Source organism: Emticicia sp. W12TSBA100-4 (genome assembly GCF_040253585.1).
Lineage (GTDB): Bacteria > Bacteroidota > Bacteroidia > Cytophagales > Spirosomataceae > Emticicia.
The window spans coordinates 384,636-406,478 of record NZ_JBELAU010000001.1 but is presented as its reverse complement, the minus strand read 5'-3'; the positions used below and the strand labels follow the sequence as shown (position 1 = coordinate 406,478).

Genomic DNA, 21,843 nt, shown 5'->3' with positions numbered 1-21,843 from the left:
AGTACTAAAAAGCCTTCTAAGCTATGCTCAGAAGGCTTTTTAGTTATCAATTCTCCATTTTTAATTCTTCATTAATAATTATCAATTCACTACAAACTTCCAATTAATTCCTTGATAATCAGTGTCATATTTGGTTCGGCTTTGAAAGCTGCTGCCAAAATATTTTCAATTTCTGCCTTTTTTAAGGTTTCAGGAATACACATATCGGTAATGACTGAAATTCCGAAAACAGGAATCCCCATCTGACGAGCCACAATTACTTCTGGAACAGTACTCATTCCTACGGCATCGGCCCCCAAATTTCTCAATAATCTATATTCGGCTTTGGTTTCGAGTTGTGGACCTGTTACGCTCACGTACGTGCCGCTGTGTACACCTTCAATATTATTTTGGGTCGCAATAATTTTGGCTTTTTCGATCATTTCTAAATCATAAGGCTCACTCATGTCAGGGAAACGGTCGCCCATGATATTCGCTCCAACTAATGGATTTTCGGGCAAAAATAAGGCAATATGGTCTTCAATAATCATTAAATCGCTTTCGTGATACATCGGATTCATTCCTCCCGAAGCATTCGAGACAAATAATCGTTCGATTCCGAGTAGTTTCATTACTCGTACAGGAAACGTCACTTGTTTCATCGAATAACCTTCATAATAATGAAAACGCCCTTGCATACACACCACATTTTTACCTTCGAGCTTCCCGAAAAGTAATTTTCCAGTATGAAATTCAACCGTTGCGATGGGAAAATGAGGAATATCTTCATAGTTGATAGTATGCTCAACTTCGATTTCAGTTGTGAGTTTTCCGAGTCCTGTACCGAGAATAATTCCAAATTGTGGCTTAAAATCGCCGATAATTGATTGAATATAAGCAGTTGCTTCGTTGATATGTAGCATATTTTAAAATTTACAAGTATGTTTTTAATTCTTATTTACTTTTCAGAAATATACGAAATTTCTTAGAAAATTGTCGAAACCAACACAAAAAAGCACGACCTTGTGAGTCATGCTTCCTTTTATGCCTTTCTGTAATGTTTAGCGAATTATAACGCTAAAGTACCTTTACGAGCTGCATCAACGATAGTAGCTTCTAAGCCTTTTTTGTTGATTGTACGAAGTGCTGAAGTCGAAACTTTCAACGAAACCCATACACCTTCAGATTCTAAAAAGAATCTTTTAGTTTTTAAATTTGGGAAAAACTTACGCTTAGTTTTATTGTTAGCGTGCGATACGTTATTACCGACTTGCGTTTTCTTACCAGTGATTTGACAAACTTTTGCCATTGCCTTATTGAATATTTTCTATGAAAAAATGAATACTTTCCTAAAACGGAGTGCAAAATTACATATTTTTTTGGAAAGGAAAAAGTATAGGTTAGTTTTTTTTATGACCATACGGACAATGACGACACCCGTTTTTACAGCAATACCCACGCTTCAAGTGATAGGCACTCGTAAAAACCAAAAATCCGTTCTCATAATAATAGTCTTCTGTGGCATACCTCTGATTGAGTACTGTCACATTTTCACTTTTTCTTTTACTCACAACTTTAATTTTTTAACTGAGAATGTATAACTTAGTGTTTGTGTAAAAAGTTTGAAAATATTCAGCATGGAAATAAATATTCGCCAAGCAACCCTCAATGATGTGAAAGATATTCTGCACATTTATGCTGAATCTCTTGATAATGGAAAAGTTTTATCGCTCGAAAAAGCACAAAGGATATTTCTAAAACAACAACAATATCCTGATTATAAAGTATTTGTCACCGAATTTGAACAGCAAATTGTGGGAACTTTTGCCGTATTAATCATGGAAAATATGGCTCACATGGGAACGCCTTCGGCAGTGGTTGAAGATGTAGGCGTGCTACCGACCATGCAAAGCAAAGGCATTGGAAAACTAATGATGGAGTTTGCAATGGATTATGCCCGAGAAAAAGGTTGTTACAAAATGAATTTATCAAGTAATATTAGACGTGAAAAAGCCCACCAATTCTATGAATCGTTGGGCTTTCAGAAACACGGTTTTAGTTTTTTGATACCTTTAACTTAGTCGCATTTTCTTATTCAGAAAGTAAGGTTTAAGTACTTTTTTATCAAAAATTGCTAGTAAAACGACCAAATTGACCAAAATCATTAATTTCACCAAAATATCTGTCGAGAAATTATTGACCACTTCTAAATGATTGACCCTCGGTATTTCGATGGCCGAATTTGAGCTGGAGAAATAAAACAGCGTCAGGCTGATTGTTGCCACAAAAAATACCGACATCAAAGCCAAAAACATCCACGTAAGTTGGCTACTCCAAGACTTTTTCTTTACTGGAGCATAGGCAATATTTGCCAGAAGATTTTCGGTAAATTGAGCTGAAGGCTTTTCTATTGGTAAAGCAATTAAATCGAAATGTACGGTTTCTAACTCTTCAAAGTATGCTTTATACTCAGCCGATTCAGACAGTAAGTTTTGGTGCTGTGTCAACAATTCTTTTGAAGCACAACCATCCAAAACATCAAATATTTGTTCGTCAGTTAGCATTTTCATACGATTATTTGTTTTTGATTTACTGCTCCCCAATCATTTTCGAAGCAAAATAAATCATTTTTTATACTTTTTTAAAGCTAAATCAGCAATATCTCTCGTTATTTGGGTTGGCGAATGACAATCGCAGTTACTAAAACCAACAACGTAAATATCTTCGCTCGGAATATACACACCCATTGATTTAAAGCCAAATACGCTACCACCGTGTTCTCGGCTTGGTGTTCCGTTTAGTTCTTTTATGTGCCAGCCGTAACCATATGTAAATTCTTCCCCGTTATTTAATTTATACTTACTAAATGCTTTTTTGGTGCTTTCAGCGTTCAAAAGTAGGTTTTTATTCAAAGCATTTTGCCATTTCAGCATATCGCCCACGCTCGACATCAATGAACCCGACGAAAACGGCACACTAAAACTAATAACGGTTTTATTGACAAATCCGTGTTCTTTTTTATGATAACCGTAGGCTCGTTTACTAATTACTTGCCTATCGGTGGCATAATAAGACTGACTCATTCCTGCTTTTTCAAAAATATGTTTTTTTATGAAATCTTCATACGTTTCGCCCGAAACTAATTCAATGATATAACCCAAAACCACATAACCCGAATTATTATAATCGAATTTTTCGCCTGGGGAAAAATCAACGGGTTCATTCTTAAAAAAATCGACCATCATTTTTGGAGTCATTTCTTTTTGGGCAATATCACGAAGCGTTTTCATTTTCGTAAAATCTTTAATACCCGAAGTATGCGTCAGTAAATGATGAATCGTAATTTTATCGCCCGCTGGATAATCTGCAATATATTTAGCAATTGAGTCATTTACATTCAATTTCCCTTGTTCTTCGAGCATCAACACCGCAACGGCCGTAAATTGTTTGGTCATTGAACCAATCTGAAAAACACTTTCGGACGTTAGGTCAACATCTAACTCTACATTTGCTTTGCCAAAAGCCTTTTGATAAATCGGTTTTCCATCTTTAGCAATCAGAAATACTCCACCTGGTCCATGTTTTTCATTGAATTCTGTTTGAATCAAACTATCAATTTTCGCTTCAAAAGTTTGTGCAAATGTTTTAGTTGATAAAATAACGATAAGTAAAAATGTAATTTTAAAATAGCTTTTCATGTACAATTAGACAAAAGATTTTAGACAAAAGGCAAGAGAAATATTCTGCACGTTTTGTTTATTTCATAATAAACTTTTCACTTCATCCTTCCAAAGTTTTTTCATTTCTTCGGCCAAACGTTTTCTGGCTCGGTGAATTTTTACCTTAACAGTTTCGGCACTTATTTGTGTGACTTCAGCAATTTCTTCCAACGATAATTCTTTTAGATAAAATAAAGTTATCATTGTGGTATCATCAGCCGAAAGATTTTGGAGTGCTTGCTGAATGGCTTTTTTTCTTTCGATTTTTCTTAAATCTTCCGCCGAATCGCTTGAATGACTTACTAAAAATGCTTCTGATGAAGTTTCAATATCAACTACCTCTACTTTATTCTTACGTTTTTGCATCAGAGCCGCATTAAAAACAATGCGATAAAACCAAGTTGTAAATTTTGATTCGGAATTAAAGGAAGACAAAGCTCCAAAAACCTGCATAAAAGCATCTTGTGCTACTTCTTCGGCATCTTCTCGGTTATTCAAAATTCGATACGCAACCGTAAAGGCGTAGTCTTTATGGCGATTAATCAACTCCTTATAAGCCGATTTATCGCCAGTTCTGATACGATTGAGGAGGTTTATATCTTTCTGATTATCATTCACGATAATAGGATGCAGAGAGTTTGGAAAAAGTTACACTTAAAACTCAAAAAAATATTTTTATGACATTAATGAAAATATTTCAAGAAAATTTGGGCGACTATTTAAACGATAATACACTTATAATCAACACTTTAAACAATCCTCAATTCTCAATTCTTAATTCTTAATTAAAACATCTGTAACCTCCGCACAGAAACCTGCATCCTATCAGCAAAATAAAATTTCAATACATATAAACATATACAAAATTATGGACCCAAGAGCAGCGATTGTAGCAATGTCGATTCCGATTACCGCCATTTTAGGCACAGTTGTACTAATATTTTTTTTAAGAAAATTTGATAATGACGAGAAAATGGCAATGATTGAAAAAGGTATGACATTGCCTCAAAAACAAAGTGCAAGAGTTAATCCAGCGTCAGCATTGCGTTGGGGATGCCTTTTTGTAGGTGTCGGACTCGGCATTTTTGTAGCCAACATGATTGCCAGCATAAAACAAGATAACGATGCACTTTATCCTGCTTTAATTATGTTTTTTGGCGGAGCAGGTTTGTTAGTTTCGTATTATATTCAGCTCAAAATTGATGAAAGAGCAAAATAATTATGGAATATGTGATATGAATTATGAGATTTTACATAATTCATATCCGCACGGGCGGCCCCGTCATATTTTATATATTACTTTCCCCATTTCGCTAAGTTTCCTTTGCCTCCGATTGCCCAACAAGCATCTTTGAAGCATGAAATTGAGTGGAAAGATTCATTATCAATGGCTTTCCATTCAATTTTATCTTTTTCTAAAATACTCGTACCCGAAGTTCCGACCAGTAAAAGGCTTTTATTGGGTAGTCTCCAACCCGATTCTTTCAAACCATCAGGCTTGGCAGCTGCCAAAAACTTCCAAGTTTTGCCAGCATCGTTCGTAATCGCCACATTTTCTACTTTTTCTTTATCGTTTTTGTAGTCACCACCTACGGCAATTCCTTGGTTGTCATTCCAAAAATGTAATCCAAAAATACCCGAAGTTTGCCCTTGTTTAAATGGTGTTTGATAAACTTGCCACGTTTCACCTTTATCAGCCGTGAAGAAAATTCTACTTTGAGTGTTGAGCCACGCTTTTCCATTGGCTTGGACAGCCACGCAAGTGCCGCTTGAGGCAAACGACGCCTCTCCTTCAAGTACAGGTGGTAGCTTTTCTCTATTGATTCTTTGCCAAGTGTTTCCTGCATCAAGTGTTCTTAAAATAAATGGTTTATCATCAATTGGGTCACCGATTAGTATTCCTTCTTTTTCATTCCAAAAATCCATTGAATCGAAAAACACACCTTTATCTTTATACTCCAGTACTACTTTCCATGAATTACCTCCATCAGTTGTCTTAAAAACTTTTGCAGCACCTTCTTCGGCCAAACCCGCACTCATAATGTAAGCTACTTTTTCGCTCACACCATAAATGTCTCTAAAGTCCAGTTTTTCAGCACCATTTACTTTTAATACTTGCCATGTTGCACCTGCATTGGTTGTCCGTAAAACCGTACCTTTACTCCCACCCGCCCATACAACTTTTTTGCTGATGGCGTGAATCGACCTAAATGAAGCATCGGTTCCAGATTCTTGTTTTATCCATTGAGCATTTATGGTGTTTGCACACAATAAAAGGAATAGTAAGTGGGCTTTTTTCTTAAAAATCAAGCAAATCATAGTAAAGAAAGAGAATAGTGGTTATTTTTGTAGAATGAACGTCCGAAAGATACATATTTTCTATATTTTTTTACTTTTTTTAGCATCCAATTTCGCTTTAGCACAAGAAGATGTAAAAATTGAACTGAGTAAAAAAAATATTTTGTTGGAAGAAAACTTTACGATTAAAGTTTTCATTCGGAATACCGATAAATCTGCAATGAGTGCATTTCCAGAATTGCCAAATTTCACAAAAGGGGCAAGACAAAAAGTATTTTCTAAAAATCCACTTGGCTACACCATCACCCAAAACTACACACCAAACAGAGAAGGTAATTTCAAGATTCCGAGCTTTACACTGACGATCAATAGCAAAGAATATACTACCGAATCTTTTAATATTGTGGTAAATTCACCAGCTGATGACACTGATGAAAGCAATGAGTCGATTTCAGCCGAAAAAGCTAAAAACAATGCCTTTTTGGCTATGAGTGTTAGTAAAAGTAAAGTCTATGTAGGCGAAGGTTTCAAAGTATCGCTTGCTTTCTATGTAGCAGAAAGCAATACATTAAAGATGGACTTTGCTGATGATTTAAACGCCCAAGTTGATGCTATTTCCAAGAAGATAAAATCGCCCGATTGCTTAGAACAAAGAATTTTAATTTCGGATTTGAAAGGAATACCGACCATAATCAACGGCAAAAAATATCTTTCTTACCAGTTTTTTGAAGCAAATTATTTTCCACTTAACAACAAACCTATTAATATTCCAGCGGTTGAGTTAAGAATGATTCAAACCATTAAAAATGCCAAGGAAAGTATTATTTTCAAAGATACTCCGCAAACCATTTCAGTTTTAGATTTACCAGAGCATCCACTCAAAGATAAAGTTTCGTCAGGAAATTTTAGTTTAGTTGAGCAAATCGAAACTCGTAAAATTAATACAGGTAAAAGTTTCAGTTATTTATTCAAGATTGTGGGTGATGGCAACTTTTCAACCGTTAATGTTACCTCTCCTACCAATGATAGTTTTTTTGATTTTTACCCTCCCGAAATCAAAGAAAACCATCCCAATGGCCAGCCAAGTAAAGAAAAACTGTTCAGATATCGAATTTTACCCAAAGACTCTGGTCAATATCAATTTGATAAGTATTTCTTTTGGGTATTTTTCAATACCAAAAAAGAACAATATGATACCCTCAAATCAGCTCTAAAAATCAAGGTTTTAGGAAAAACTATTGCCAGTAAAGAAACAGATGCCTCCAACGATATTTTTGCAGGAATTGATAAACTCGATACTTCTCGAACCGAAACCAATTATCAAGAAGTCTTAAAAAACATTTCTAACTTACTGATAATCTGCATGTTAATAGGAAGTTTATATTTATTTAATTGGGGAAGAAAGAAAAAAGCCAATAATGAATAATCGAGAGGCAAACCGAACTTCGAGCAAGTTAATTTCGCTGTTTAAATTGCTAAAAAGTACAATTGATAATTAATAATTGATAATTAATAAATGAGTAGCACTTACGGAAAAATCTTTAAAATATCGACTTTCGGAGAATCGCACGGAAAAGCAATCGGAGTAATAGTTGATGGATGCCCAGCGGGAGTAGAGTTTGATGAAAATTTTATTCAAAACGAACTCGACAGACGAAAACCTGGCCAGTCAAGAATCACCACCCAACGCAAAGAATCTGACGAATTCCAAGTTCTTTCTGGGGTTTTTGAAGGAAAAACTACCGGAACTCCTATCGCAATGGTGATTCCGAACGAAGACCAACGCTCAAAAGATTATAGCCACATCGCTACCCAATTTCGTCCTTCACACGCAGATTATACCTACACGGCCAAATATGGCAACCGTGATTATCGTGGTGGTGGACGTAGCTCGGCTCGTGAAACGGCTGCTCGTGTAGCTGCTGGTGCATTGGCAAAAACGCTTCTTTCTACCAATAACATTACGATTCAAGCCTACGTTTCACAAGTTGGAAAGCTAAAACTTAATAAACAATATTTTGAGCTTGACCTTTCAAAAACAGATGATAATGCTGTGCGTTGTCCTGACGAAGAAATGGCTCAAAAAATGTTTGATTATATTGATGAAACTCGCAAAAAAGGTGATTCAATCGGAGGAATCATTACTTGTGTTATTAAAGGTGTACCAGTAGGTTGGGGCGAACCTGTTTTTGATAAACTACACGCCGAACTTGGCAAAGCCATGTTGGGAATCAATGCTGTGAAAGGCTTTGAATATGGTAGTGGTTTTGAGGGAGTTGAACTATACGGTTCAGAACATAACGACGAGTTTTTTATTGGCGAAGACGGCAAAGTACACACAAAAACCAATCTTTCGGGCGGTATTCAGGGCGGAATTTCTAATGGTGAAGACATTTATTTCAAAGTAGCTTTTAAGCCTGTAGCCACCATTATGCAAGACCAAGAAAGTGTCAATGCCGAAGGCGAAAAAGTAATTGTTTCGGGTAAAGGTCGCCATGACCCTTGTGTTTTGCCACGTGCAGTGCCAATCGTTGAGGCAATGGCGGCTTTAGTTTTAGCCGATTTTAGTTTGAGAGCAAAATCAAATAAAGTATAAGATATTTTACCTAAATTTTCAAGGAAGACGTTTCAATGAAGCCTTCGCTTTGAGCGAAGGCTTCATTTTTTTAAAATTTATAAGAATTAATTTTCAATTTTTATTGAAAATATTATTTTTATTATAAATTTGATTATTTCAAAAAAAATAACCTAATTTGTTAGGATTTCTAAAAAATGTTCTAATTTTGTAATTAATAGGCACTTAGCTTATCAAAAAAACAATCAGTGTAGTATAAAATGGAGTTTATTAGTGACGAACTTGATGCGTATTGTGTTGCCCATACCTCGACCGAAAACGAGATTCTCAGCAAATTAAACCGAGAAACCCACGCCAAAGTCTTGCAGCCACGCATGTTGTCGGGTCATTTCCAAGGGCGTTTTTTATCAATGCTTTCGCACATGATTCGTCCGACGAATATTCTTGAGATTGGTACTTATACAGGATACTCGGCTATGTGCTTGGCCGAAGGACTACAAGAGGGTGGCAAATTATTGACCATTGATGTAAATGAAGAGTTGGAAGGCTTCGTCAGAAGCTTTTTTAACCAATCATTACTCAAAGACAAAATAGAGTTTCAGATTGGAAATGCGGCCGAAATAATACCAACACTCACTCAAACCTTCGATTTGGTTTTCATTGATGCCGATAAACTCAATTATGATAAATACTACGACTTAGTTTTTGATAAAGTCAGACAAGGAGGTTATATCATTTCGGATAATGTTCTGTGGAGTGGAAAAGTGGCTGACCCAAGTAAGAAAGATAAAGATACAGTTTCGATTAGGGCATTTAACCAAAAATTACACGAAGACCCACGTACCGAAAATATATTATTACCTATAAGAGACGGCCTGATTGTAGTAAGGAAATTGTGATTGGTTACTGGGATATTAGTTACTGGTAGATTGGTTATTAGTAAATTTGTTTTCAACAAATAACCAGTTCCACAATAACAGATAACCAGTCCACCAATAACCAGTAATAATTCACGAATAACCATTACAATAGAACCCATATTTTCCTAATAAAAATGAAAAAAAACGTTGCTTTACTACTTTTGCTTGTATGCATTCAAGGGGTATTTGCCCAACAGGCAATTCTTCCTGAAGTACCTAAAAAGTTGGAGTTTGCGGGTGTAACCGTAAAACTTGACGCTGATGCTCAAAAACTTGTTCAGAAAGAAGTCAATGCGTTACTTACTCCTGAAAACAAATATTTAATTGATAAACTGGAACGGATTCAATGGTATTTTCCAATCATAGAGAAAATTCTTGAAGAAGAAGAAATACCCGAAGATTTCAAATATATAGCCGTTGCTGAAAGTTCGCTTCTACCCGATGCTATTTCTACTTCTAATGCGGTTGGTTTTTGGCAAATGAAACCAACAACTGCCCAAGAAGTTGGTTTGAGAGTCGATAAAGAAATCGACGAACGTAAAAATATCTATTCCTCAACCAGAGGAGCTGCATTGTATCTAAAACGCAATAACTTGATTTATAAAAACTGGATTTCTTCACTTTTTTCTTATTCACTCGGTGCCACTGGTATAAGTAAAATTGTTCCTTCTCAATGGTCTTATGCCAATGAAGTTAATTTTGATGCCCAAACCGACCGCTATTTGTTAAAAGCCATTGCTCATCGCATTGCTTTTGAGTATAGAATTAATCGTCTAAAAGAATCTCGTTTCTCGTTTGTTGAATACAAGAAAACGAAAGGAAAATCGCTCAGTGATATTGCTGCAATGGCAAATATCGATATAAACGAATTAAAAAAACACAATTCTTGGTTGCTCACAAGCACGATTCCATCCGATAAAGATTATTCGGTAGCTATTTTAGTGCCTGCTGAAAACTTAGAAGATGTCCAATCAAAACTCAATCGCCAGAATGAACTGGCAACAAGCGATGCCGCTTTCCCGATTTTGAAGCGTGTGACGGTAGTTACAGCTTCAGAAGAAGAACCTATTTTCTACGAAATCAATGGTAAAAAAGGAATTTTGGCAAAACCAGGCGATGATGTTGCTTCATTGGCTAAAAGTGGCAAAATGAAAATTGCTGATTTTCTTCGCTACAATGATATGACAGACAAAGATTTAGTGGAGGAAGGCAAAATCTATTATTTGAAGAAAAAAGACCGTAAAGGCCCAGTACCTCACCATGTTGTTTTGACAGGACAGACAATGTGGCAAATCTCACAAATGTACGGTATTCGTATGAAGAATTTACTTCGCCTAAATCGAATGAATACGGTTCAAAGAATTCAAAAAGGAAGAGTGGTTTACTTACAGAAAAAACGTCCAAAAGACCAACCAATTGAGTATCTAAATGGCAAAGACAGCGAAGAATTGGAGAAAGTACCAATGAAAGAGCAGTATGACGGAACAGAGGAGAAAGTTTTGGTAAAAGATGCACGTCAGCCAGAAACGACAGAAAAACCAATAAATACAACACCGAAACCTACAATTCCAGAAAGTGTAATTGTAGAAGAAAGTTCTAAGAAACCGTCTCGACCATCAAGAGAGGAAGATGATATTATTGTGATTTCGGATAGAGACGATGTAACACCAGCCGAAACGAAAAAAGCACCAGTGAATCCAACACCACCTGCTTCGGTAAAGAATACTCCAGTAAATCCGACGCCAACCACTGTAAAAACCACACCAGTAAAAACAACTACAACACCCGCACCAACCACAGCATCAAGTTCAAGTACGCATACGGTTGATGTTGGCCAGACGCTTTACAGTGTTGCTCGTCAATATAACGTTTCGGTACGAGATTTGGCTGAGTGGAATAATATAACAACAAGTGAGCGTGTAAAAGTTGGACAAACTCTTATTGTTCGACAACCCAAAAGCAGCACACCTGCGGCAGTTGTAGAGCAAAAAACTGAAAAGCAAGCTACTTCAACGACCTCGCACGTTGTTCAAAAAGGCGAAACACTTTACAGTATTTCAAAACGTTATGGTGCCACTCCTAAACAAGTTCAAGAGTGGAATAATATGGCAGACCAAAATGTAAAACTTGGTCAGAAATTGATAATAAAAAAATAAAGTGTAATATTAAATCAAACCTGTAAGGTCTTTATGACAGACTTTACAGGTTTTTAGTTGAGAAAAAGATGATTTTAATTGAAAATACTTGTATCAGTGATGATGTTGCAGATAAAATGTTTGTCTGTGATTTAGAAAAATGTAAAGGAGCTTGCTGTGTAGAGGGCGATTTAGGAGCCCCACTCGAAGAAGCAGAATTGGCAATTTTAGAGGAGGTTTATGAACAAGTAAAACCTTATCTTTCACCAGAAGGTATTAAAGCCATCGAAGAGCAAGGCAAATATATTAAAGATTGGGAAGGCGATTATTCGACAACCACGATCGGCGATAAAGAATGTGCTTATGCCATTTATGATGAAAATAAGATTTTGAAATGTGGTATCGAACAGGCTTATCTTGACGGTAAAATTTCGTGGAAAAAGCCGATTTCATGTCACCTCTATCCTATTCGTATTACTAAATACGAAAGCTATCACGCCCTTAATTATGACCGTTGGTCGATCTGTAGCGATGCTTGTTCATTGGGCGAAAAACTGGGTGTACCTGTTTATAAATTCTTGAAAGAACCACTCATAAGAGCTTATGGAGAAGCATGGTATTCAGAATTAGAAAAAGAAGTAAAGGACAAATTAAATGCTCCAAACGATAAAGACTAAAATTTTTCCCTGACAATTAATTTCTCAAAATTTCATAACGTCGGCAAGGTTCAAAACCTTGCCGACGTTGATATAAAAAATGACTGAAAACAGATTTGATGATATTTATGATGTTGTTCGGCTCATACCACACGGTCGAGTGACAAGCTACGGTGCTATTGCTAAATATCTCGGCGGTGGAGGTGCTAGAATGGTCGGATGGGCAATGAATGCTTCTCATGGGATGCCTGATGTGCCTGCACATCGAGTTGTAAACCGAAATGGACTATTGACTGGAAAGCACCATTTTGGTGGAAATTTAATGCAAGAACTCCTCGAAAACGAAGGAATTAAAGTTGCAAAAGACCAAGTGGTAGATTTTAAAACACTTTTTTGGAATCCAACCGACGAATTACTTTGAGCTACCTTTACTTCTTCGGCAAGCATCGCTACAATATTTTACTTCGTCCCAAACTTTCTCCCATTTTTTTCTCCACGTAAATGGTCTTCCGCAAGTAATACATATTTTTGAGGGTAGATTTTCTTTTTTTACTCCTTTCATTCCTAAAATTATTTTTCTCACTTTCTATTATAAAACACCATATTCAATAAACAATCTGTATTTAGAATTGTTGTCTAAGAGAAAAATATGATTGATTTGCATGAACTCAAAAGAAAAATATCAGGCACTTCCTGATGAAGATAAGGATAGAATTGTTGAAATGGCATGGGAAGACCGAACTCCATTTGATGCCATCGAAATACAGTTTGGATTGAAAGAACAAGAAGTGATAGAACTGATGCGTCGAGAAATGAAACCATCATCATGGCGAATGTGGCGTGAACGTGTTCAAGGGCGTAGTACCAAACATTTAGCAAAATCATCAATTGATGATTTTAGGCATAAATGTAGCCGCCAGCGAAGTATTTCGCACAATAAAGTTTCGAAAAGATAAAAGCTATGATTACTGTTTTTGGTGATTTTTCCAAAATAAGTTTTCTTTTTTGTTAATTTTTCAGAATTTATAATTGTTTTATTCAAAAAAGCAGTAACTTTGTGCCAAATAATATTTTGCACTTCCAATAAAACAATTACTCCAAATGAGTATTAACAAACTTGACCAGATAGACCATAGCCTACTGGAAATCCTTCAAAGTAACGGTAAAATTACTAACGCTCAACTTTCAAAAGAAATAGGTTTATCACCTGCACCAACCCTTGAAAGGGTTAAGAAATTAGAAACTTCTGGTATCATTAAAAGCTACCATGCTCAAATAGATAGAGAAAAAGTCGGTCTTGGAGTTATGACATTTGTACAAGTTTCGCTTTCTGGACACAGAAAAGCAGTTACAGAAGCATTTGTTGAAAAAATAGCGAAAGTTCCTGAAATTATCGAATGCCACCACGTAACAGGTTCATGCGATTTTCTGTTGAAAGTTATTGCTAAAGATATTAATTCTTACCAAAAACTTATCATGGAAACTATCAACGAGATTGAAGAAGTAGCTAATACTCAAACAATGGTGATTCTTTCTACTTTTAAAGATACACAGGTTTTACCAGTACCTTGATAGGCATTTGATTTGTCCACAGTCGACAAATAGCAACAAAAAAGCTCTGAAACCGATAGTTTCAGAGCTTTTTTGTTGCTATTTTAATCAAGGCAATTTTTCAATCTGGTCAATTTTTTCCCAATTCGGGTCTGGTTTTAATGTAGTAGCAATAAAAATTTCACCTTTCTTATGATTAAAAACATTTGCTCCATTCATTTTCATTTGTGCAGAAATTTGGTTTGGCGTAAGTTTATACATACTGCCAGTAACTGCATCTACTACAATTCCTATGATTCCACCTATAAGTATATTTCCGAAAAACCAACCATCAACCTTACGTTGTAAGATTGTTTCATAAGGCATATAACCTTCGAGTTTAATTGTGATTTTATACTCTTTTTTGCTACTTGGCTCACCTTCCATTCGACCCATTCTGGGTAAACCTAAGGTTTTAGGAGTAAGTCCATAATCTTTATCATCAAGCAAAATCTTTGCACCTTTAGGCTGGCTACTAATAAAAATATCCTGACTTTTTCCGTGAATAATTGACGCACAGCTCATCACTCCAAACAGTGAAAATGAGCTGATTAATAATAGAAATGTTCTTTTAGTTGTAGAATTCATTTTAAATTGTGTTTAAAATTTTGTGGTGATTACAAATTTACGATTCAATTTTTGATAATTTTCTTACTCACATTCATCTCTGAAGAATTCAAAATTAAGAAATAAACTCCTGAAGAAAATTCGTTGAGAGATAGTTTTTCTTGCACACTGAAAGAAAGATTTTTTTGCAATAATGACTTCCCATCTATGTTTTTGACTGTCAAAGTACCAATAAATGGCTTTGAGGTATGGTTTTCGATAGTAATTTCACCCGCCGTTGGATTCGGGAAAATACTTATTGCTTGGCTTTCTTCTTCGGTTGCGAGTGGGGCTAAAACTACAATACTATTTTCGGCTAAAATGCTGCCTGCTCCGCATACATTACTGACTTTTTCAATCATATAATTAGTCGCACCCATAGGCTTCACTTTTAGGGTTACTTCTTTTATTTGAGCTATATTTTCGGGCAAAGAGCTAATCTTATATGTAAACGGAGGTGTGCCAGTAAATCGCAAATTTAATGTTAAAGTTGTGTCATAAGGGATTGTCATATTTCCTACAAAACCCAAAGATGTTGGTCTTGAAATAGCAAAACTTTTACTTGGAATTTCTTCAAAATAATCAGCATTAGGTTTTACCCTGAAACGATAATTTTTCCCTTCTTGCAAAGTATCTGGGAGCATGATTTGAAATGGGCTTTTACTTGACTCGGCAAGTTTCGTTGGTTTTGCAAATGAGCCATTCGCATCAGATAATTCGAGTTGATAATTCCATTTTTCAATTTGTGTATTCTTTACCACAAATGCCACATTCACAGATTTTTTTACACAAATTTGTGTATTTTCAGGAAATTCAGTCGAAATAATTGGTTGCGGTAAGACCGAGATTTGAAAATTATCTTTCAAGAAACCGAGAGAATCAACGACAGAAAGAGTCGTATCTTTTCGAGGGGAAAACTCAATAAATGATTGTCCATTAACACCATTCGACCACAAATGTGAACCTTTCCACGAAGCATTCAAACGTATTTTCTCACCAAATTCAACCGTTTTTTTCTCAGTTTTATTGACATTTTTAAAAACCGTAAAATTATCTCGAACTACGCCATCAGTCGAAATCCAACGAGCATCAAGTCGGTTGTCATTTACAGTAAAAAGCAAAGAGCCTCCAATCGAGATATTAGAGTAAATCGAGCTTGGGTGCGGATTTGGATCACCATTCCAATCAAGACGGCCAGCTGAACCAACTACACAATAAATTGTACCTTCATCTTTATTGATATAAGGACGAGAATCTGCTTTTTTTTCATATTTGCCATTGGCCCATTGCGTAGGATGTATGTAATCATTGAAAGTAAAAGCTTTTCCTGTGTGACCTTTCATCAAATGCGAACGTTCGTATGAATGGCTATGCCCATTCAAGACCAAATCTACCTTGTATTTATCAAAAATAGGCACTAATCCTTCCCTAATAGCCACTAAATCAAGTTCTCCATCAGAATCATGGGAACGTTTCGTATAAGGTGGATGATGAAAAGTGATAATTGTCCAGAGAGACTTTCCTTTATTGGCTTCTAAATCATTGATTAGCCATTTGTACTGACGACTTTGTGGGTCATAAAGTCGGTATTTCCCTTCATCTAAACCATAAGAATCAAGGGCTACGAAGTGAATATTCCCATAATTATACGAATAATATTCTTTTGTTCCCGAGGCTAAACCGCCCATTTCGCCTTGAGTTGGCACATTTATTATATTGAAATACGAAATTTTCTTATCAACTTGAGCGGTAGTAGTTTCATAATATTCATGATTACCTGGTACTGGAAAGAACGGTGTATTTCCGAGAATACTACTGCCGTAAAAATCAAAAACTTGGTGTTGATATTCTATATCCGTTCCGCAACAGTAGGCATTATCGCCCAACCAAAGCCATAAATCAGTATGATTTGATTTATTTTTGAGGTATTGCTCTTTTACAGCCGTTTGATTGTTTATATACTTTTCGGTAGAATTATCACCAAAATCACCCATAGCCCAAATATTTATTGGTCGATTATCAGTTGGAGATGGGGCTGTTATGAAGTAATAATCTTGGCCTGAAACTAAAAGGTTAGACTCTGTTCCGATGGTGTAGTTATATTTTGTATTGACTTGTAAACCAGTCAACTGCACAATATGCTCGGTCGTTAGGCTATTTATAAATTGAACTTTGGGTGTAATAGTAATATTTGGATTAGCTGGCTTCGAAAAGAATGTGACTAAACTTTTTGTCGGCACATCAGTTCGCCAACGAATAATGACACCATTTTGACCTAATTGCTGTAAATAAGGCCCACGAGTAATTTTTTGGGCGAAAAGTCCCTCACCTATCGGAAAGGTTAGTATTAAATAAACGAAGATAATTTGTTTAAATACTTTTTTGAGCATATTTTTGGAAAATTTCCCCAAAAATACGCTCAAAAGTACTTTCATCAGTCAGAATATCAGTATTTCTTTTTCTTGTCGGCTTTCATCAATTTTTTAGTTTCTTCTATCAGTTTCTTAGCTTCTTTATAGGTTTCAAGTTTCTTATCGCCATTGTCAGTTACAATATTGAAATATTGCAGTGCTTTTACATAATCTTTTTCAGAACTGGCAATTTTGCCAAGCGTAAGATTTGCCCCAAGAAAATAGCCCGAATCTTTTGAGTCATTTTGCAAAGCGAAATCAATGGTTTTTTGATAATACTCCTTCGCTTTTGGTAAATTTCGTTTGTAATTATAATTGATGTATCCCAAAATATAAGCAGCATAACGCCCAGCGGTGCTTTCATAGCCATATTTGGCTACATTCACATTGGCGAGCAACTCTTCGGCCAATTTTTCGGCTTCGTCAGATTTTCCCAACATAAAAGCTGTACGAGCGGCATAACGATGAAAAAATGAATTTTCAGGATACATGGCGTGCATTTGAGCAGCTTCATAGTAAGCTTTTTGGTGTTGATTTTCCATCGAATAGATTTGCATTAAAAAGTATTTTGCTTCCATTCGGGTATAAAAAGCATTTGATGCTACATACTCTAACTGCTTGATTCCCTGTGCTTTAACTCCTTTATGAAAGAAAACCAGCATCGGTTTCAAAGAGGGATAATTTTCAGGAATCCATTTTGAATAATAATTATACAGTCCATCGCCAATGGCTAACTCGGGGTTGAAATCACCAAAACCACGACATTTATCCAAATATTTCATGGCTTGCTTGCCTGCCCAAGCTGCTTTTACCCAATTTCCACGCTCCGAATGTAAACGCCCTTTGAAGGCATAAGCGGCGGCTTGAAAAAAGGCAGCTTCTTTGTCTCCGTCATCGTCGTCAAGCATATCGTCGGCCAAATCAATGGCTCTGTCCATATTAGCAATAAATGAATCATCGTGTGACTCATCTTTGGTATCTGGAACAATTTTCCACCATTCGTTTAGTCCAAGTAAGAAAAAACCAATCGGATGCTCAGGATATTTGACGGTCAACCATCTAAAATCTCGTTCGGCAGCATCATACTTAAAATTATACATATTATTGATGGCCTGCGTAGCTTCAATCTGAATAGCTCGATTGGCTAACAAAACTTCATGCTGTTTCTTTTTTGTACTGCCACCAAACCACGAAAATTGAGCCTCTGCAATCTGACTCATCAACAACAAAACAAACAAACTTCTAATACTTAACTTCAATAACATCTCTTTCACGGTTTTCATAAAATAGCTTTTATGCAACATTAACGCCTGATTGGTTTCCAAATTATATAAACTTAAAATTTTCTTAAAACTATTTAAAACAAGCCAAAGGAAGGCTTCGCTAATAGCGAAGCCTTCCTTAAAAATTCAAATCATTTTCTTAAATTGCGACACTTATATAATTACCACCAAAAATGAAACAAATCAGAGATAAATCATTCGTACCTTTCATCGAATCAGCTCCTCTTCAAGAGCGAATTAAAGCACTCGCCCAAGAAGTAAACAAAGATTATGCAGGAAAAAATCCATTGTTAATTGGGGTTTTGAACGGTTCGTTTATGTTTGTGGCTGACCTATTCAAATCTATTGATATTGAATGTGAAATTACATTTATCAGAGTTTCGTCTTATCAAAGTACCGAATCTACTGGCAAAGTAAAGCAGATTTTGGGTTTAAAAGAAGAAATTCAGAACCGTGACATCATTATTGTTGAGGATATTGTAGATACGGGAATGACAATGCAAGAGATATTAGGGCAATTGGCTTCACAAAAACCTGCTTCAATAAAAATCATGACAATGCTTTTTAAACCCGAAGCGTTGAAAGTACCACTTAAACTTGACTATGTCGGTTTTGAAATTGAAAATAAATTTGTGGTAGGATATGGACTCGATTATGATGGATTTGGTAGAAATTTAGATGCTATTTATGTATTGAAAGAGTAATTTTCTTGACTGATTTCAATTAAATTTATATATTGCTTTAGGAAATTTTACTTTTTATGAACAAAAACTAAAATACACTAAAGCCATGGACTACGAAGACGAAATCATGTACAAAGTGCTTGTAAATCATGAAGAACAGTACAGCATTTGGCCAGAAGTCAGAGAAAATCCCCTTGGCTGGAAAGACGCTGGAAAAACAGGTACAAAAAAAGAATGCTTAGAATATATAGAGCAAATTTGGACAGATATGCGTCCGCTTTCGCTCAGAAAAAAAATGGAGGGAAACTAAATAGCTTCTCTCCATTTTTTATTTATTTACTTTTATCACAAACTAAACCCTAAAAATCACCGTGAAGAAACTTCTTGTGTTTGTTTACTGCTTTGGTATTTCTGCTATCTCTTTAGCACAAAATGATTATTTTTTCCCTAAGAAACAACTCAATGCCGCAATCCCAACTCCTGAACAATTTTTGGGATATGGCATTGGCTCTCATCACACTCGTCATGACAAATTGGTTGAGTACATGCGTGAACTCGACCGAGTATCTGACCGAGTGACAGTTCAGAAAATTGGAGAAACCAATGAGCATCGTGAGCAAATAATAGTGACCATTTCTACTCCCGAAAATATTAAACGATTAGATGAAATCAGAAAAGAGCATTTGACCTTCACTGACCCAAGCAAACCTATGCCAGATACCAAGAAAGCACCTGCCATTATTTGGTTGGGATATAATGTACACGGCAATGAGCCTTCAGGTGGTGAAGCATCGATTCTGACAGCCTATTATTTGACAGCTACCGAAGACCCAGAAGCTCTTGGTTGGCTGAAAGATGCCGTAATTTTAATGGAACCTGTCATTAATCCTGATGGGCGTGACCGCCACACGCATTGGGCAAATATGCACAAAGGCGACCCAATGGTGGCCGATGCTAACGACCGTGAACACAACGAAGTTTGGCCAAACGGACGCACCAATCATTATTGGTTTGATTTGAACCGTGATTGGTATTTGGCTGTAAATGTTGAAAGTCGTAATCGTTTGGCATTTTATCATCAATGGTTGCCTAATGTTGTAACTGATTTTCACGAAATGGGAACAAACGCTTCGCATTTTTTTGAGCCTACGAAAGAAAATGCGGAAAATCCACTTGTACCGAAATCTGTTTACAGAGATTTAAATAGCAAATTTGCGAAGTATTTCGAGCAAGCAATGAACGAAATTGGTTCCCTTTACTACACAAAAGAATCTTTCGATAATTTTTATCCAGGGTATGGTTCAAGCTACCCCGATATGGAAGGTGGTTTGGGACTTTTATTTGAACAAGCAAGTTCTCGTGGACACGTGCAAGAAAGCCAAAATGGGGATTTAACCTTCGGTTTTACGGTCAGAAATCAATTAGTGAATGCTTTGGCAACCGTTCGTGCTTCGTTGATTGAGAAAGAAACACTTTTGAAGCATCAACGTAATTTCTTTACGGAAACGATTGCTCAAGGGCAAAAATTCACGACCAAAGCCTTCATTATTGGCGATGCTAAGGACCAAAGTCGAAATCAAGCATTTTGGGATTTATTGCTTCAGCATAACATTGAATTTTATCAACTAACAGCAGATATTACAGAAAATGGCACTACATTTAAGAAGGGAAAAGCCGTTGTTATTCCATCAGCACAGCCTCAGTTTTTGATGGTTCGCTCAATTTTCGACCGTCCAACAACTTTTGCCGATAGTTTGTTTTATGATGCTTCGGCGTGGAATTTAGCTCTCGCTTATGGACTTCCTCATGCTGAGCTTAAAGGAACATTCCAAAAAGGCGAACGTATAACAAAAGCAGATCTAAAACCTACTCCTGCCCTACTTACCAAAAGCGAATACGCATATTTGATTGACTGGACAGACTATTATGCCCCCAAAGCACTCAACCAACTACTTAATAATCAAATACTTACAAAAACAGCTTTTAAGAAACTTAGTATCGGTGGAAAAGAATACGGCCATGGTACTTTATTAATTTCGGTGCAAAAACAAAAATTTAATTCGGAAGAATTATACCAAAAATTGAAGCAGATTTCTCAAAATACAGGTGTTACTATTGAAACCGTTTCGACTGGTTTTAGTACATCGGGCATTGATTTAGGTAGCAATAGTTTTCAGACAGTAAAGAAACCACAAGCCATGATGCTCGTAGGTGGTGGTGTGACGGCTTCTGAAGCGGGCGAAGTTTGGCATTTGTTGGATACAAAAATCGGAATGCCAATTACAAAAGTTGAAGTTTATAATTTTGCTCGCTTGAATATTAATCGCTATAATACGATTGTATTAGTTGGTGGAAATTATGCTGTACTTGATAAAACTGCTGCTCAAAAACTCAAGGCTTGGGTTGCTAATGGCGGAACTTTAATTACTCAAAAAGGAGGAACAGAATGGGTTATTAAACAAGACATTATTAAAGAAAAACTTCGTGAAGCAAAACCAGATAGTAGTCGAAATAAAGTTCGCATCAATTACGAAGATTTTCAGGCATCGGAAGGAGCGAAACAAACAGGCGGTGCTGTATTCGAGGCTGAACTTGACATAACAAGTCCGATTGGATTTGGCTATACCAGCAAAAAAATGGCGATTTATAGAAACAACAATACTATTTTAGAACGAAGTGTTGGAGCGGCAAATTCGGTTTTGGTTTATACGCAAAGTCCGAGAATCACGGGTTATGTTCATCCAGAATCTTTGAAACGAATCGCTAATTCGGCAGCGATTAATATTAGTTATGAAGGTAGTGGCCGAGCCATTCTGTTTTCTGATGACCCTAATTTCAGAGGAACTTGGTTTGGTACAAACAAATTATTTTTAAACGCCCTCTTTTTTGGAAGCAATATTAGTTCTGGCGGACAATTTGGAGCCGAGGAAGAGTAAAATTCAAAATAAAAGGGTCGGCAAAACCGACCCTTTATTATGTTTACTAACC

Annotated in this window: 24 protein-coding genes; 13 read left to right on the top strand and 11 right to left on the bottom strand. The window is 36.2% G+C overall.

The genetic code is table 11. The features are described from left to right. Positions 1–89: 89 nt before the first annotated feature. The 3 genes from ABR854_RS01855 to ABR854_RS01845 form a co-directional block, all read right to left on the bottom strand. A complete protein-coding gene (locus ABR854_RS01855) occupies positions 90–902 on the bottom strand; it encodes a purine-nucleoside phosphorylase (protein ID WP_350263640.1) in 813 nt (270 codons plus the stop codon). Between the two features lie 146 nt (positions 903–1,048). After that, entirely contained in the window at positions 1,049–1,288 is a 240-nt protein-coding gene (gene rpmB / locus ABR854_RS01850) for a 50S ribosomal protein L28 (RefSeq protein ID WP_350263639.1), read from the bottom strand. Positions 1,289–1,379: 91 nt separating this feature from the next. Then, the gene (locus tag ABR854_RS01845; protein ID WP_350263716.1) at positions 1,380–1,526 is read right to left on the bottom strand and encodes a C1orf53 family protein; all 147 of its coding nucleotides are present in this window, start codon (positions 1,524–1,526) and stop codon (positions 1,380–1,382) included. 90 nt (positions 1,527–1,616) lie between these two features. On the opposite strand from ABR854_RS01845, the gene ABR854_RS01840 reads away from it, so the two are divergent. Further along, the gene (locus ABR854_RS01840; protein WP_350263638.1) at positions 1,617–2,060 is read left to right on the top strand and encodes a GNAT family N-acetyltransferase; all 444 of its coding nucleotides are present in this window, start codon (positions 1,617–1,619) and stop codon (positions 2,058–2,060) included. Here ABR854_RS01840 and ABR854_RS01835 read toward each other — a convergent pair. The 3 genes from ABR854_RS01835 to ABR854_RS01825 all read right to left on the bottom strand — a co-directional run bounded on the left by ABR854_RS01835 (position 2,052) and on the right by ABR854_RS01825 (position 4,316). Continuing rightward, positions 2,052–2,549: a hypothetical protein gene (locus ABR854_RS01835; protein WP_350263637.1), complete on the bottom strand. Its 498-nt coding sequence runs from the start codon at positions 2,547–2,549 to the stop codon at positions 2,052–2,054. The genes ABR854_RS01840 and ABR854_RS01835 overlap by 9 nt on opposite strands. A 54-nt stretch (positions 2,550–2,603) precedes the next feature. Next, positions 2,604–3,677 (bottom strand): serine hydrolase domain-containing protein, encoded by a 1,074-nt coding sequence (locus ABR854_RS01830; protein WP_350263636.1) that lies wholly within the window; start codon positions 3,675–3,677, stop codon positions 2,604–2,606. A gap of 63 nt (positions 3,678–3,740) precedes the next feature. Further along, the gene (locus tag ABR854_RS01825; protein WP_350263635.1) at positions 3,741–4,316 is read right to left on the bottom strand and encodes an RNA polymerase sigma factor; all 576 of its coding nucleotides are present in this window, start codon (positions 4,314–4,316) and stop codon (positions 3,741–3,743) included. 250 nt (positions 4,317–4,566) lie between these two features. Here ABR854_RS01825 and ABR854_RS01820 point away from each other — a divergent pair, with 250 nt between their 5' ends. Continuing rightward, positions 4,567–4,917: a DUF6249 domain-containing protein gene (locus ABR854_RS01820; RefSeq protein ID WP_350263634.1), complete on the top strand. Its 351-nt coding sequence runs from the start codon at positions 4,567–4,569 to the stop codon at positions 4,915–4,917. 77 nt (positions 4,918–4,994) lie between these two features. On the opposite strand, the gene ABR854_RS01815 is transcribed toward ABR854_RS01820, so the two are convergent. After that, on the bottom strand, positions 4,995–6,017 hold the full coding sequence (locus ABR854_RS01815) for a WD40/YVTN/BNR-like repeat-containing protein (RefSeq protein ID WP_350263633.1): 1,023 nt from the start codon (positions 6,015–6,017) through the stop codon (positions 4,995–4,997). A gap of 34 nt (positions 6,018–6,051) precedes the next feature. On the opposite strand from ABR854_RS01815, the gene ABR854_RS01810 reads away from it, so the two are divergent. The 6 genes from ABR854_RS01810 to ABR854_RS01785 all read left to right on the top strand — a co-directional run bounded on the left by ABR854_RS01810 (position 6,052) and on the right by ABR854_RS01785 (position 12,703). Then, on the top strand, positions 6,052–7,422 hold the full coding sequence (locus ABR854_RS01810; RefSeq protein ID WP_350263632.1) for a BatD family protein: 1,371 nt from the start codon (positions 6,052–6,054) through the stop codon (positions 7,420–7,422). Between the two features lie 90 nt (positions 7,423–7,512). Next, the gene (gene aroC / locus ABR854_RS01805) at positions 7,513–8,592 is read left to right on the top strand and encodes a chorismate synthase (protein ID WP_350263631.1); all 1,080 of its coding nucleotides are present in this window, start codon (positions 7,513–7,515) and stop codon (positions 8,590–8,592) included. A gap of 239 nt (positions 8,593–8,831) precedes the next feature. Continuing rightward, positions 8,832–9,470, top strand: a complete 639-nt coding sequence (locus ABR854_RS01800) for an O-methyltransferase (protein WP_350263630.1) — start codon at positions 8,832–8,834, stop codon at positions 9,468–9,470. A 155-nt stretch (positions 9,471–9,625) separates the two neighbouring features. Beyond that, a complete protein-coding gene (locus ABR854_RS01795) occupies positions 9,626–11,647 on the top strand; it encodes a LysM peptidoglycan-binding domain-containing protein (protein ID WP_350263629.1) in 2,022 nt (673 codons plus the stop codon). A gap of 68 nt (positions 11,648–11,715) precedes the next feature. Next, the gene (locus ABR854_RS01790; RefSeq protein ID WP_350263628.1) at positions 11,716–12,303 is read left to right on the top strand and encodes a DUF3109 family protein; all 588 of its coding nucleotides are present in this window, start codon (positions 11,716–11,718) and stop codon (positions 12,301–12,303) included. 79 nt (positions 12,304–12,382) lie between these two features. Further along, positions 12,383–12,703 carry an MGMT family protein gene (locus tag ABR854_RS01785; RefSeq protein WP_350263627.1) on the top strand — a complete coding sequence of 107 codons (321 nt, stop codon included), beginning with the start codon at positions 12,383–12,385 and terminating at the stop codon, positions 12,701–12,703. Here the strand turns inward: ABR854_RS01785 and ABR854_RS01780 are convergent. After that, positions 12,695–12,844: a DUF2256 domain-containing protein gene (locus ABR854_RS01780; RefSeq protein ID WP_350263626.1), complete on the bottom strand. Its 150-nt coding sequence runs from the start codon at positions 12,842–12,844 to the stop codon at positions 12,695–12,697. The genes ABR854_RS01785 and ABR854_RS01780 overlap by 9 nt on opposite strands. A 100-nt stretch (positions 12,845–12,944) precedes the next feature. Here ABR854_RS01780 and ABR854_RS01775 point away from each other — a divergent pair, with 100 nt between their 5' ends. Both ABR854_RS01775 and ABR854_RS01770 read left to right on the top strand, forming a co-directional pair. Further along, a complete protein-coding gene (locus ABR854_RS01775; RefSeq protein WP_350263625.1) occupies positions 12,945–13,238 on the top strand; it encodes a TIGR03643 family protein in 294 nt (97 codons plus the stop codon). Between the two features lie 145 nt (positions 13,239–13,383). Next, positions 13,384–13,854 (top strand): Lrp/AsnC family transcriptional regulator, encoded by a 471-nt coding sequence (locus ABR854_RS01770; RefSeq protein ID WP_350263624.1) that lies wholly within the window; start codon positions 13,384–13,386, stop codon positions 13,852–13,854. Positions 13,855–13,941: 87 nt separating this feature from the next. Here ABR854_RS01770 and ABR854_RS01765 read toward each other — a convergent pair whose 3' ends face one another. The 3 genes from ABR854_RS01765 to ABR854_RS01755 are packed head-to-tail and all read right to left on the bottom strand — an operon-like array spanning position 13,942 to position 18,172. Then, positions 13,942–14,460 (bottom strand): PEGA domain-containing protein, encoded by a 519-nt coding sequence (locus ABR854_RS01765; RefSeq protein WP_350263623.1) that lies wholly within the window; start codon positions 14,458–14,460, stop codon positions 13,942–13,944. Between the two features lie 44 nt (positions 14,461–14,504). After that, on the bottom strand, positions 14,505–16,868 hold the full coding sequence (locus ABR854_RS01760) for a metallophosphoesterase (protein WP_350263622.1): 2,364 nt from the start codon (positions 16,866–16,868) through the stop codon (positions 14,505–14,507). Between the two features lie 56 nt (positions 16,869–16,924). Continuing rightward, complete coding sequence (locus tag ABR854_RS01755; RefSeq protein ID WP_350263621.1) at positions 16,925–18,172, bottom strand: tetratricopeptide repeat protein; 1,248 nt, start codon at positions 18,170–18,172, stop codon at positions 16,925–16,927. 173 nt (positions 18,173–18,345) lie between these two features. Here ABR854_RS01755 and hpt point away from each other — a divergent pair, with 173 nt between their 5' ends. From hpt to ABR854_RS01740, 3 genes are all read left to right on the top strand, one after another. Beyond that, the gene (gene hpt / locus ABR854_RS01750; RefSeq protein ID WP_350263620.1) at positions 18,346–18,876 is read left to right on the top strand and encodes a hypoxanthine phosphoribosyltransferase; all 531 of its coding nucleotides are present in this window, start codon (positions 18,346–18,348) and stop codon (positions 18,874–18,876) included. Between the two features lie 85 nt (positions 18,877–18,961). Then, complete coding sequence (locus ABR854_RS01745; protein WP_350263619.1) at positions 18,962–19,165, top strand: MbtH family protein; 204 nt, start codon at positions 18,962–18,964, stop codon at positions 19,163–19,165. A gap of 61 nt (positions 19,166–19,226) precedes the next feature. After that, entirely contained in the window at positions 19,227–21,791 is a 2,565-nt protein-coding gene (locus ABR854_RS01740; RefSeq protein WP_350263618.1) for a M14 family zinc carboxypeptidase, read from the top strand. Positions 21,792–21,843 lie beyond the last annotated feature (52 nt).

Excerpts from the sequence above, each read along its gene's own strand:
- ABR854_RS01855 (WP_350263640.1), bottom strand. The coding sequence starts at position 902 with ATGCTACATATCAACGAAGCAACTGCTTATATTCAATCAATTATCGGC.
- rpmB (WP_350263639.1), bottom strand. The coding sequence starts at position 1,288 with ATGGCAAAAGTTTGTCAAATCACTGGTAAGAAAACGCAAGTCGGTAAT.
- ABR854_RS01840 (WP_350263638.1), top strand. The coding sequence starts at position 1,617 with ATGGAAATAAATATTCGCCAAGCAACCCTCAATGATGTGAAAGATATT.
- ABR854_RS01835 (WP_350263637.1), bottom strand. The coding sequence starts at position 2,549 with ATGAAAATGCTAACTGACGAACAAATATTTGATGTTTTGGATGGTTGT.
- ABR854_RS01830 (WP_350263636.1), bottom strand. The coding sequence starts at position 3,677 with ATGAAAAGCTATTTTAAAATTACATTTTTACTTATCGTTATTTTATCA.
- ABR854_RS01820 (WP_350263634.1), top strand. The coding sequence starts at position 4,567 with ATGGACCCAAGAGCAGCGATTGTAGCAATGTCGATTCCGATTACCGCC.
- ABR854_RS01815 (WP_350263633.1), bottom strand. The coding sequence starts at position 6,017 with ATGATTTGCTTGATTTTTAAGAAAAAAGCCCACTTACTATTCCTTTTA.
- ABR854_RS01810 (WP_350263632.1), top strand. The coding sequence starts at position 6,052 with ATGAACGTCCGAAAGATACATATTTTCTATATTTTTTTACTTTTTTTA.
- aroC (WP_350263631.1), top strand. The coding sequence starts at position 7,513 with ATGAGTAGCACTTACGGAAAAATCTTTAAAATATCGACTTTCGGAGAA.
- ABR854_RS01800 (WP_350263630.1), top strand. The coding sequence starts at position 8,832 with ATGGAGTTTATTAGTGACGAACTTGATGCGTATTGTGTTGCCCATACC.
- ABR854_RS01795 (WP_350263629.1), top strand. The coding sequence starts at position 9,626 with ATGAAAAAAAACGTTGCTTTACTACTTTTGCTTGTATGCATTCAAGGG.
- ABR854_RS01790 (WP_350263628.1), top strand. The coding sequence starts at position 11,716 with ATGATTTTAATTGAAAATACTTGTATCAGTGATGATGTTGCAGATAAA.
- ABR854_RS01785 (WP_350263627.1), top strand. The coding sequence starts at position 12,383 with ATGACTGAAAACAGATTTGATGATATTTATGATGTTGTTCGGCTCATA.
- ABR854_RS01780 (WP_350263626.1), bottom strand. The coding sequence starts at position 12,844 with ATGAAAGGAGTAAAAAAAGAAAATCTACCCTCAAAAATATGTATTACT.
- ABR854_RS01775 (WP_350263625.1), top strand. The coding sequence starts at position 12,945 with ATGAACTCAAAAGAAAAATATCAGGCACTTCCTGATGAAGATAAGGAT.
- ABR854_RS01770 (WP_350263624.1), top strand. The coding sequence starts at position 13,384 with ATGAGTATTAACAAACTTGACCAGATAGACCATAGCCTACTGGAAATC.
- ABR854_RS01765 (WP_350263623.1), bottom strand. The coding sequence starts at position 14,460 with ATGAATTCTACAACTAAAAGAACATTTCTATTATTAATCAGCTCATTT.
- ABR854_RS01760 (WP_350263622.1), bottom strand. The coding sequence starts at position 16,868 with ATGCTCAAAAAAGTATTTAAACAAATTATCTTCGTTTATTTAATACTA.
- ABR854_RS01755 (WP_350263621.1), bottom strand. The coding sequence starts at position 18,172 with ATGAAAACCGTGAAAGAGATGTTATTGAAGTTAAGTATTAGAAGTTTG.
- hpt (WP_350263620.1), top strand. The coding sequence starts at position 18,346 with ATGAAACAAATCAGAGATAAATCATTCGTACCTTTCATCGAATCAGCT.
- ABR854_RS01745 (WP_350263619.1), top strand. The coding sequence starts at position 18,962 with ATGGACTACGAAGACGAAATCATGTACAAAGTGCTTGTAAATCATGAA.